At 70.3% G+C, this 12,636-nt stretch carries 3 protein-coding genes; 1 reads left to right on the top strand and 2 read right to left on the bottom strand.

Going from position 1 to position 12,636, the window contains the following annotated elements; all coding sequences use genetic code 11:
- Nucleotides 1–80: 80 nt before the first annotated feature.
- Entirely contained in the window at nucleotides 81–4,460 is a 4,380-nt protein-coding gene (locus OH807_RS28670) for a ricin-type beta-trefoil lectin domain protein (RefSeq protein WP_406204347.1), read from the top strand.
- Between the two features lie 318 nt (nucleotides 4,461–4,778).
- On the opposite strand, the gene OH807_RS28665 is transcribed toward OH807_RS28670, so the two are convergent.
- A complete protein-coding gene (locus OH807_RS28665) occupies nucleotides 4,779–5,240 on the bottom strand; it encodes a hypothetical protein (protein ID WP_406204344.1) in 462 nt (153 codons plus the stop codon).
- Nucleotides 5,237–12,475, bottom strand: a complete 7,239-nt coding sequence (locus OH807_RS28660; RefSeq protein ID WP_406204341.1) for an RHS repeat-associated core domain-containing protein — start codon at nucleotides 12,473–12,475, stop codon at nucleotides 5,237–5,239. The genes OH807_RS28665 and OH807_RS28660 overlap by 4 nt, the downstream gene beginning before the upstream one ends.
- Between the last annotated feature and the right edge of the window lie 161 nt (nucleotides 12,476–12,636).

Raw genomic sequence — 12,636 nt, 5'->3', positions numbered from 1 at the left:
TCGCTGCACGGGCCGGTCACTCCCTCACCCGCGGCCGCGAGCCGACCCAGCATCAGTTCATCACTTCAGACGGGGACTCCATGCCGAGGTTGCAACCTCCCGCGCCCAGACCGAGATCCAGAAACTCCTCCGTCGGGCGTCTGCTCGGCCCCACCGCCCTGCCCGTCGCCTGCGCGGCCGTCCTGGCGCTCGGCGCCGGCCTGCTGGTCGCCCCGACGGTCGCCGTCGCCGCCGACCGCGGCCACGGGCCGGCGGACGCCTCCTGGCCCGCTCCCCCGGCCAAGCCCGCCGAGGCCGGCCAGGCCGGCGCCGTCCAGGCCGCCCGGGCCAAGGCGAAGGAGACCGGCCGAGCCGTCGTCATCGACGCACTGACCGGCGCGAGTTCACAGACCTCGGCCAACCCCGACGGCACCCTGACCACCAGCTCCACCCCGGTCCCCGAGCGCGCCAAGGGCGCCGACGGCTCCTGGCGGCCGGTCGACGCGACGCTGCGCAGCAACGCCGACGGGACGGTGACCCCCACCGCGGTCGGCTCCGCCCTCAGCTTCTCCGGCGGCGGCAACGGCCCGATGGCGACCATGACGACGTCGGACGGCAAGAAGCTCGCCCTCACGGCCCCGTTCGGCCTCCCGAAGCCCGAGCTCAGCGGCGACAGCGCGCTCTACCGCTCGGTGCTGCCCGACGTCGACCTCCAGCTGACCGCCACCACCTCCGGCGGCTGGCGCCAGGTGCTCGTCGTGCGCACCGCCCGGGCGGCCGTCGACCCGCGGATCAGGAACCTGCACCTCGACGTCACGGCCGACGGCCTGAGCGTCAACGCCGACGCGGGCGGCAACCTCACCGCCGTCGACGCCGCCGGTGCGGCGCGCTTCACCGCCCCCTCCCCCGTCCTCTGGGACTCCACGGTGCCCGCAGCCACCGAGGCGCCGGCGCTCAAGGCCGCGCCGAAGGTCCGCGGCAAGTCCGCCGAGGCACCCCCGGCGGACAGCGCGCTCAACCCGGTGGCCACTGTGTCCTCCGCGAAGGGCCCGGGCGACGGCGCCACGGTGGCACCGATCGCCGCCACCGTCACCGGCTCCGGCATCGACCTGGTGCCCGACACCGCGGCCCTCGGCAAGGGCACCGGCCCCTGGTACATCGACCCGGGCTGGAACCCCAGCATCGACAACGGGACGCAGGCCTGGGCGCAGGTCCAGGAGGCCTACCCCGATTCGAGGCAGTACAACAGCACCAAGGACGACCAGGACAAGCCGGCGGCCGGCTACTGCGGGTACATCGACACCGCCAACCCGTGCCCCAAGGTCGGCCGCACCCGCGCGTACTTCCAGGTGGGGTTCGACTCCCGGCTCTGGGACACCACGATCCTGAACGCGAAGCTCTACGCCAACGTGGTCAGGTCGTCCAGCCCGTCCACCCCCACGCCGATGGGCCTCTACACCACCCCGGTGATCAACGAGTGGACGCGCTGGGACGCCCAGCCGTGCCAGACCGACTGGACCATGCAGAACTGCTCCAAGGTCGTCGGCAAGTCGATCTCCGGCACCGGCGGCGTCGACTTCGACGTCACCGGCGAGATGCAGCGGGCCGCCCGCGAGCACTGGCCCAACTGGACCTTCGGCTTCGCGCCCGACGACGAGAAGAACAAGTACTACCGCCAGCGCTTCGCCAACAACCCGCACCTCGCGGTGACCTACGACATCGCGCCGCACATCGGCACCCCGGCGGCGAGCCCCACCCCCGGCTTCGCGCGGGACGGCTCCTCGAACGGCTGCGCCACCCCGGGCACCGCCCACCCGTGGGACAACCCGGGCTGGGTCGGCGTCAACACCGACGTCAACCTGAGCGTCGACACCTGGTCACCGACCGGCGAGCAGCTCTGGACCACGTTCAAGATCTGGGACGACGACAACGGCGGTGCCTCGCAGATCTTCGAGACCGGCTGGATGGGCGGCTCCGGCCGGGTGTCCAAGAGCGTCGGCCCGCTGACCGACGGCCACCAGTACGGCTGGTTCGCCGTCACCGGCGACGGCACCCTCAACAGCCCGAACTCGGACATGTGCTTCCTGCGCATCGACCGCACGCCGCCCACCGCGCGCGTCACCTCGACGGACTTCCCGGAGTCCGGCACCCTCGGCGCCAAGCCGAAGCTGGCCGGCCAGCCCGGCGTCTTCACCCTGACCGGGACGGACCCGGTACCCGCCGGCGGCGCCCGCAGCTCCGGCCTGGCCTGCGCCCGGTGGACCACCGACCCCGTCCAGGCCGCGGCCACCGGGTGGAAGTGCACCGACAACGACAGCCGCATCGTCAAGATCGACAACGGCTTCTCGGTGAACGTGACGATCACCCCGAACAACTGGGGCACCAACTTCGTCTTCCTCCAGACGCAGGACAACGCCGGCAACATGTCCCAGCCGGTCTCGTACAGCTACTACGCCCCGACCAACCCGAACGGCCCCGCGCCGATCCTCGGCGACATCGACGGCGACAAGAAGTCCGACGTCCTGCTCCCCGACAGCGCCGGCAACCTCCGCATGATCGGCGCCGGCGCCGACCCGTACGGCGCCCCGAACGCCAAGCCGCAGTCCGCCCCCGGCACCACGGGGTGGGACAACATCCAGATCACCCACCGCGGCTCGTTCAGCGACGCCAACGTCGACGACCTGGTCGCCCACGCTCCTGGCAGCGCCGAGGCCTACCTGTACGTGAACGACCGGATATCCGGGCGCTTCGACGGCCAGGCGGGCGTGGCCCTGGCCAAGCCCACCAGCTGCATGCTGCCCGACGCCACGCCCGTCACCTGCTCCGACTGGGGCCTCGGCGCCGACTGGTCCAAGGTCACCGACATCGCCGCGTTCGGCTCGCCCACCGGCGACACCCCGGACATCCTCGGCACCAACCTCCCCGGACTGCGGCGCACCTCGCTGCTCTTCCGCGAGGGCAGCCGCCTCTGGCTGGCGATGTCGTCGAGCGTCAAGACCCTCGACGGCCCCGTCGTCCTGCTCTCCGGCACCGACCAGGAGTGGGACTTCTACGACCTGATCACGCCCGGGCCCACCAAGGGCACGGACATGCCGACGCTCTGGTCGCGCTCGCGCGGCGACGGCACCATTCACGCCTTCCAGCTGAAGCCGAAGCCCGACGGGACGCTCGACGCGAGCGAGTTCACCACCCCCACCAAGGGCTGGATCGCCAACGGTGTCGACCGCCGGCTCTACCCGAAGGTGGGCTCCAACGGCGACCTCACCGGCGACGGCGTGCCCGACCTCTGGGCCGTGGACACCAACCAGCAGCTCGTCGCCTGGAGCGGCGTCGGCACCAAGGCGCCCAGCACCGGCACGGCCGTCGGCCCCACCGTCACCGGCCTGAGCGGGACGCCCGTGGTGCTCGGCAACCTGAACCGGCCGACCGCCTCCTGGCTGGCCGCGCCGGACGGGAGCAACAACGTGCCGGACGGACGCGGCCAGAGCCAGTACGCGGCCACCGCCGCGGGCGTCGGCTGGTCCCCGGACACCGTCAACGGCAAGTACCGGACGGTGGCCGGCTTCAGCCCCGCCGCCGGTTCGAACATCACGGCGGCCGGGCCCGTCGTCGACACCCGCAAGAGCTTCACCGTCTCGCTCTGGGCGAAGTCCGGCCCCAACGGAGGCATCGTGGCCAGCCAGACCGCGGGCCACGCCAGTGACTTCATCATCTACAACGACGGCGGCACCGGCCCCTGGCGGTTCGCCGTGAGCTGGCGCGACACCACCGGCTGGCCGTTCCACTACACCGACCTGATCAACTCTAGCGTGACCTCCCGACCGGGCGTCTGGACCCAGCTCACGGCGTCCTACAACAGCGTCACCAGCCAGATGTCGCTGTACGTGGACGGCGTCCTCGCCGGGACGGGCATCCACAACGCGGGCGAGAGCTCCGTACCGTCCGGACCGTTCGTCCTCGGCCGCTACAAGGCCAACGACGCCATGAGCGGGAGCTTCGACGGGGCCCTCGGGGCCGTCGCCGTCTACCCCTTCGCCGTCAGCCCGTCCGCACCCGGCACCGCCGAGGTCCTGCGGTCCGGCGTGAACGCGGGCATGTGCGTCGACGACGCCGGCAGCGCCACTGGACCGGACAACCCGGTGCAGCTCTACGGCTGCAACGGCACCGCGGCCCAGCAGGTCTCGGTCGGCACCGACGGCACCCTGCGGGTGCTCGGCGGCTGCCTCACCGCGCAGGGAGCCGGCACCGGCAACGGCACCAAGATCGTGTACCGGGCCTGCGACGGCACCCCGTCGCAGATCTGGGCCCCGACCGCCGACAACCGGTACTACCACCCCGCCTCGACCCGGTGCCTGGACCTGCCCGGCTGGAACGCCGTCAACGGCAACCAGTTGCAGCTCTGGGACTGCCACACCGGCGCCTCCCAGCAGTGGACCACCACCCTGCTCCGCACCCCGGTGATCCCGGCACCGCCGCAGTAACCGCACCACCGACCGGCACAACGCGCCCGGGCCCGCCGCACCGATGACGGTGCGGCGGGCCCGGGCGCGTTGGGGGTGGGATCTTTGCCCGGCCGGAGCCGTCTACTCGGGCCTCGATTACGAGGATGATCCGCCGCACCTTATACGACATCCGCCTGATGACGGCGTCGCCGACTACTGCCGTTAGGTGCATAAACTTTCCCCACCGGGAATCAGTCTCATCGAGGCTTCCGAGACCAAATCAGGAACAGTGACGGAGGTCCCACCAGCACCACGAGCACTGGTGGGACCTCCGCGTGCTTAATCTGTCGGAACTGCCTATATCGCCGGAATGGCAGCGACCGTCACTTGCCCATCCATCAGGCATTCAATGAGAACCGAACCGCCGAGCGGGTAAATCCAGAAATGTGGCCCGGGGTCCAGGATTTCCCGCGCGTGCTCTACAACAGAGCGTGCGGGAAGAGTTACGGTCGGGATAGCGAGATTTCCCCAGAAGATGGCGACACGCTTTCCCTCCATCGCGTATGAGGAGAGAAGTTCCGCCACCATCCTCGCCCAGTCTTCCTCGTCGTCCCAGCATCGGCGGTCATCGTACGAGGCGGCTTCCCAGTCAAGGGCTGCGGTAGCGGTGGGTGGGAACCTGTTCAGGCTCGCCGCTTCGAGCTCACGGCTCTCCCCGAGGCCCAGCCTTAGGACCAGGTGCCCTTCACTAACACGGCGGTCGTTCATGAAGCCAGGGAGGAGATCCGGGCGACTGCCGTAGGAGTTTCTTTCAGTCACGTGTTCCGCCTCAACCAGGGAGCGACACTCGTACCGGGCCATCGGATAGCCCACTTGCGAACCGACGCGCCCTTTCCAGTCATGACATTTATGTGCGTCCCCTTTTTGGAGTCGACGTCAAGGCGAAATTCTCGATAATCTCCACCACTTCTTCCCGTGAACCCAACCAGCTTTCCATAGGTTTCAGTGGCGGCTTCGAGTCGGCCGATAAGCGGTGCCCTTGAACCTGCGTCAAGGCTTCCTACCAGATCCAGTCCGGTGTTCCTGGCCTGCTCAAACGAATCCGTGTCAAGAGTTACCTCACTCCTGGGATTCTCGGGATTACATTCGCAGGTCGGGGAGTGCCCATCAACCGCGCCACCGCAGTTGTGAACCAGAACCGGCGTGGTCCCCGCCAGCACATAGTACGTGTGGAGCAGGTTGACCGTCAGGTTGTGGGTGGTGACGGCGTAGGGGTAGTTGCGGACGGACGTGATGGTGAGAGTGGTGCCGTCCGGCTGGCGGAGGTGTTCGCCGGGGGTGAGGTCGCCGGCGTCGACCCACTGGTGGCGGGTCTCGCTCCAGTAGGGGTGGTGGTAGGTGGAGGTGATCTTCGCCTGGTCGGCGGCGGGCGGGCCGCGGGGGTTGGCGTCGTCGGTGAGGGTGAGGTCGGTGAAGTCCTTGTCGTCGGGGGTGGTGATGGTGGCGGTGACGGTCTCGGGGTGGGTCTCGCCGGTCTGGGGGTCGGTCGCCATGACGACGTCGCCCTCGTGGACGTCCTCGATGTTCCTGAGGCTGCCGTCACCCATCAGCACCTTGGTACCGGTGGGGAAGCTGTTGCGGACCAGGGAGCAGCTGGAGCCCGCGGCGTCGTCGGCTTCCGAGGCGACGGCCTTGCTCTCCGTTCCCGCCGCGTCCGTTGCCGTTTCTTTGGCCGCTTTTTCCTCTGCCGCCTTGGCTGCCGCCTTCTCTGCCGCTCTTGCCTCCGAGGCCGCCGTTTTCGCGCCGACCAGGGCGGCTTCGGCCTCCTTGGCTGCGCGTTCGCCGGAGCGGATCATGTCGTAGGCCTTGTCGATCTCCTTGTAGATCTTGAGGGCCTTGATGCCGACCTTGATCGCCTTGAAGAGCTTGCCCCAGGGCACCGCGTTGAGCGCGGTGTTGACGCAGGCCATCACGTCGCCCTTGGTGAAGCAGTCGCGGGCGTCGTTGAAACCGATCAGGTCACCGATCAGGTCGACGACCTTGTGCACGATCTCGTCGCGCTTGCGCTTGCCCTCCCTGACGACCTGGTCGGCCGTGTCCTTCTTCGCCTGCGCCTGCTGCACGGCGGCCGTGGGCGGCGGGGTCACGGACGGGGTCGGCGGCGGGCTGTAGATGAACACGGCGTCGACGGCCTGGCCGTTGCTGCGCGTGCTGGTGCGGTTGTTCTCGCACTCTGTCGGGTTGTCGCAGCCGACCTTCAGCCCGTTGGCGTCGGACTTGTTGATCGGGCTGTTGTTGGCGTACGCGTAGGCGTTCCACTGCTGCGGGTCGCCGGCGTCGGTGATCGGGTCGGGGCTGATGAAGCGGCCGGCCCTCGGGTCGTACTCGCGGGCCCCGAGGAGGGTGAAGCCGGTGGCTTTCTCCTTGGTGCCCCCGACGAAGCCCTTGTCGCCCGCCCAGACACCGGCGTCGGGCTGGGCGCCGCGCTCGTTGCCGAACGGGTCGGTGGGGCGGCGGTGCTGGGCCAGGCTGGCGAAGTCGATCTGGACACCGGCGGTGCCGTGCGGGTCGGTGGACTGGTAGGCGAGGGTCGAAGTGCCGCTGGCGGTGGTGCGGGTGATGGAGAGGCCGTTCGGCGCGCCGTAGGAGCGGACGTCGGTGACCACTCCGGTCGTGGTGTCCAGGGTGAGCTGGTCCGCGCCGAGGTTGAGCGTGGTCTTTCCGGGGTCGCGGCGGAGCAGTTGGCCGCCGGCGATGTCGTACAGGTAGCTGGTGGCGTCGCTCTGGCCGGTGCCGGTGATCTGGTCGAGCTTGCCCTGGGCGTTCCAGCTGAGGTTCCTGGTGCCCGGGGTGTCGGTGATCGACGTGGTGTTGCCCGCGGCGTCGTAGGTGTACGAGGTCACCGCGGTGCCGTCCGGGCCGGTCTGCGTCGACTTCATCAGCGCGTGCGGGCCGCCGGTACCACCGCCCGTCCTCGGGTCGGCGGACGGGGTGTTCGGGCCGGTGCCGAAGGTCTGGGTGGTGGTGACGTCCTTCGACGCGTCACCGGTGACGTCCTTCTGGACCAGCTTGGTGCGGTTGCCGATCAGGTCGTACTCGTACTGCTGCCAGTACGGCGCCGGCCCGCCGACGCTCGGCGTGCCCGCATCCACCGCCGGGCCGTTCTCGTTGGCGCAGGCGCCGGTGGCCGGCACGTTCGGCTGGTCCAGGGTGGTCTGGGTGCCGGTGTCGGTCCAGGCCTGGGTGAGCCGGCCGAGGTAGTCGTGATTGAAGCACTGCAGGTCGGCGACCTGGCCGTCCTGGGCGTTGCGGGCCGAGGTGACCTGGCCGAGCGGGTTGTAGGTGTAGTCGACGACGTCGACGCTGGCGGTCGGCGCGTTCTCCTTGTCCAGGATCGAGCGGGTGACCCGGCCGGTGGCGTCGTCGATCATCATGGTGGCGACGACGTTCGCCCCGCCACGGCCGAGCGTGGTGCGGAACGCCCGCCCGTAGGGGTCGTACCGGACGTCGGCGATGAAGGTGCTGGCCGGGTCGCTGCCGAAGGTGCTGGTCAGGGCGGCCAGCTGGCCGACGTCGTCGGTGGTGAACTTGAGCTTCTCCCGCCCCATGCCGGCCACCGCGGGCATCAGGGTGGTCAGCAGGCGGCCGGCCGCGTCGTAGGTGTTGTCGGTCGCATAGGTGCCGGCGAGGTTGCCCTCGACCGCGGGGATGGTGGTCCTGGCCCCCAGTTCGCGGTAGCCGACGTCGTAGCCGGTGATCTCCGACTTGTACGCCGCGCCGGTCGCGCCGCCGACGTACCGGGTGCTGGAGGTGGGCTTGCCCTTGGCGAGGGTGTCGTAGACCCAGCCGGCCACCTGCTTGGCCGGGTCGGCCGCGGTGCCTTCGTAGGCGGCGACGGTGCGGCCGAGCAGGTCGGTGACGCTGGTGGCGCTCCTGCCGCGGGAGTCGGTGACGGTGACGAGGTTCTTGCTGTCGTCGTAGCTGGTCGTCCCGATGCCCGAGTCCGGGTCGGTGCCCTTCACCGGACGGCCGAGCAGGTCGTACTCGTACGTCCACCGGTTGCCGGCCGCGTCCTTGCGCCAGGCCTCCTTGCCCTCCGGGGTGTAGCCGTACGTCGTCTCGTCGTACGCGCCGGTCGGGGTGTTGGACTTGTACTGGCGCAGGGCGACGGTGTTGCCGCGGCCGTCCATGAGGGTCGCCGTGGCGTACCCGCCGGCCGGCGGGACAGTGCGGATCTCGTCGGCACCCGCGTACTCGGTGCGGCTGCGCCACTGCTCGATGCCGTAGGACTGGAAGACCGAGTCGGTGACCCGGCCCATGCCGTCGTACGTCTGGACGGTCTGGGAGGGGATCTTGCTGTCCGGGTTCACCCCGCCGTTGGGCAGGAACAGCTGTCCGGCAGGGGATTCCTGGTCGTTGTAGTACGCGGCGCTGGTCTTGGTCTGCCAGCTGTGCGAGTCGAACAGCGCGTCGGTGATCATGCGGCCGGGCGCACCGGACGGGGTGCTGGCCTGGGTCTGGCGGATGCGGCCGAGGCCGTCGTAGATGGTGTAGCTGGACGTGTAGGTCTTCAGGTCTCCCATGAGTGCCTGGCTCAGCACCTGGGAGGGCGAGTTGGTGCCGTTGACCGCGTACGAGAACTTCCGGTTCGGCCGGTTCGGGTTGCCGGCCCGACTGTTGCCCGGGCTCCACCCGGCGACCGCGCGGCCGAGGGCGTCGAAGTCCTGCTCGGAGACGCGCCCGTTCTCGTCCTGGACCTTCAGCGGCGAGCCGCGTCCCACGTCCAGGGTGCTGACGGCCTGCCAGCCGAGCGGGTTGGTGTGGGTGATCTGGGTGGGCAGCTGGCCGGTGGCAGGTGAGTAGGCCGTCCTGGTCTCGGCGCCGGTCGCGTGGGTGGCGTCGGTGCGGCTCGGGTCGACGGTGCTGGTGACGCGCCCGTAGTCGTCGAAAGTGGCCCGGGCGGTGGCCCGGTAGACCGGCTTCCCGGTGCCGTCGTACTTCTCCAGCACCTCGGTGCCGGTCTGCTCGGCCTTGGCTCCGGCCTGGCCGAACGGCAGGTTGTCGAAGTAGGCGCGGGTGTCGGCGACCGTGTTGTCCTTGGTCGCTGTCTGGCCGCACGCTCCCCTGAGCAGCAGGGTGCGCGAGGCGAGCTGCGTCACGGCGCCGTTCGGGCCGGTGGCGTAGGTGAAGGCGGTGCAGAGCAGTTGCTCGGGGTGGGCGAGGTCTCCCTTGTCGTAGACGACGGTGGGCCGGGCGACGAGCGTGCTGTCGTACTGGGTGGAGCTCTCGCTGGTCCGCCAACCGCTGACCAGCTTCTCCCTGGACGTCACCTTGGCGGTGTTGACGGCGCGCGCGGTGATCGCCGGCATGCCGCCGGACTGGTTGCGGGTGGCCGTGACCGGGCCGAGCCAGGGGTCGGACACCACGGTGGATATGACGTTGCCGTTCTCGGCGTCGTAGTTCGTGGTGTCGCGGATGTAGCCGGCGAGGACGTTCTCGTCCTTGATGCTGCCGCCGTGGACGTCGGCGACGTCGGCCGTGCGCTTGGTGCCGTTGGCCAGGACGTCGCCGTCCATGCCGCGCAGGAAGGTGGAGACGGTCTTGGTGCGCGGCGCCTCCACCTCGCTGCCACTGCCGGACAGGGTGGTCACCTTGGCGTAGCCGCGGAAGTCGTCCCAGGTGCGGGTCTTCGGGTCGGCGAGCTCGGAGTCGTTGCGATGCCAGGCCGCGCCACCGTCGTACCGGTAGTCGGTGACGACGGCGACCGCCCCGGCCACGGAGTCCTGCGTGGTGACGGACTCGACCACGATCTTGTTGAACCAGTCGTTGACCGGGTCCGGTGCGGACTGCCCGGGCAGGTACCACTTGACCGGCATGCAGGCCATCTTGTTGTCGTCCTCGGAGGACGGCATCCGGCCGGCTTCGCGCGAGCACTCGGCGGGCCTGTAGACGATGTTGATGAGGCCACCGGTCTCGGTGGTGATCGTCTGGAGACGCGGGCGCTTGTACGGCTCGACGGAGGCCTTGGTGCCGTCGGGCCGGGTGATCTGGCCGTCGACGCGGTTGGCGATCTGCTGGGGCGTGAAGGAGACCGCCGGGATGGTGATCGGCGTCCTGCCGTTGCTGCCGGTGCGCTGGACGGAGTCCAGCCAGAGCGACGGCGAGGTGCCGTCGCCCGGCTCCTGGAAGGACTGGTTGAGCGCGAAGGAGTCGACCGGACGGTAGCCGGCGCCGTCCAGCACCTCGGTGTCGATCTTCGTCAGACGCTTGCTGGTCCAGAAGGTGGGTGAGTAGACGGTGCAGTCGCCACCGGCGTCGCAGGTCTGGTCGACGGGCGTGTCCGGCCAGGACTTCGCGTTGGCCTTGGTGCGCTGCGACGGGTCGCAGCTGATCGTGTCGCTCGGCAGGCAGCGCTCGTCGGTGCGGAACCACACCTGAGCGGCCGGCTTGGCCTTGCCCTTCGCGGCGATCTGCTCGGGCAGGCGCTGGCCGTAGCCCACCCACACCGGGTAGCTTCCGCGCTGGTACTGGGTGCGGGTGCCGTTGCCGTTGTTCTGGCCGCCACCGCGCGCGTAGCTGTTCTGCTCCTGCTCGTACCGGTAGGTGATCAGGTTCTGGTGCGGGTCGACGACGTGGTCCAACGACCACTGCCAGCCCATCTGCGACCACGAGTTGGTGGCCGGCGAACCAGCCTTCAGGCACGGGTCCTGACCGCCCGGCCAGTACACCGGCACCGTGGAGACCGAGTTCGCGGCCTGGTCGGTGCCGTCACCGCCCGGCAGGTGGTTGGCCCCGAAGTAGAACTGCGTGCCGTCGACGGTGGTGACCCGCCAGGCCTCGCCCTTCCAGGCGCCGTTGTTCTGGTCGGTCAGCCGCTCGACCTTGGTGCCGTCCTCGCCCTGGAGGTGCCAGACGCACGAGGTGTCGTCCCGGACGAGCTGGCCCGCGTGGCCGGCCAGCGACAGCGACAGCAGGTCGCCGCCCCAGCACTGGTCACCGGACTTGTCGATCCCGGCGTCCTTGCACCCCTTGTAGCCACGGGTGATGGAGCCCGGGTGCCAGTTCCAGCCCTCGCCGATCCAGGACGGCTGCGCGTTGGTGGACGCCGTCCGGCCGTCGGCGGCGGAGGAGTCGTAGCCGAGCGAGACCTCGGGCGCGGCGCCGGCGAGCGCGGAGGGCAGCTCGACGGTGTACCCGTAGGTGAAGTTGCCCGCGTTGGCACCGGCCTGCCAGGAGGCCGACGGGGTGATCGGCGAGGCGGAGAAGTCACCGGCGCTGCCGGACGGACCGGCCTCGACCGCGAGCGCGAGCGCCGGGGAGGCCGACGCCGGAGCGGCGAAGGCGCTGGAGGAGGAGGACTTGGCCGCGACGGCGGCCGGCTGCGGCACATCGACCTCGGCCACCAGCCGGCCCGCGCCGTCACGGTGCGAGGCGACCGGCGTCCGGGTGGTGCAGCCGGGCGCACCGGGCGTCGTCAGAGCGCAGCCGGGCAGCTGCACGACCCGGGCCCGGGAACCCCAGTCGGCACCGGCGGCCTTCGCCCAGGCCGTGGTGTCGATACCGACCTGGACCCGCCCCGGCCGGCCGCCTTCACCGGAGTCGGTGAGGGCGACGAGCGCGCCGGTGACACCGGCGGCCGCGGCGACGCCCTTGTCGGCCACCTCGGCCTGGAGCCGGGCGGGGCCACCCTTGGCGGGGGCGAGAGGTGCGTTGTTCTTGGCGGCGGCTGCGGGTGCCTGCGTCGGGGTGATCCAGACGGGCAGCGAGCCGGCCTGCACGGCAGCGGTCGGGGCAGCAGGTGCAGGAGCGTCCGCGGCGGCCTGGGCGGAGGCCTGTGCGGCCGCACCACCGAGTACCGCGGTGGCTCTGCCGGACGGGGGCCCGGGGTCCGCCGGGGGCTTCCACTTGACGCCCGGGTCGACCTGGTGACCGGCGGGCTTCGCGGCGGAGCCCTTCACCGGCTTGGTCTCCGGCACCGGGGTGTTCGGCGGCACCCAGATCTTCTCGTCCGCGGTCGCGGCCGCGACCGCCTCGGCCGAGGGGATCGTCACCATCGACATGAGGACCGCGAGCGCCGCGGCTGCCGCCAGGCGTGAGCTGCGCGAGCGCGTGAACAAACGGGCACGACGAGACAACTGATCCCCCCACAGAATCCCTGGATCTCGGGCGCGGCCGTGGATCGGCCCAAGTCAACGGGCACCTTATGGGCGGCCGA

The organism is Kitasatospora sp. NBC_01560 (assembly GCF_045208415.1).
Taxonomy (GTDB): Bacteria; Actinomycetota; Actinomycetes; order Streptomycetales; family Streptomycetaceae; genus Kitasatospora.
Note: the sequence above shows the minus strand (reverse complement) of the source record. Positions and strands in the feature narration are given on the sequence as shown.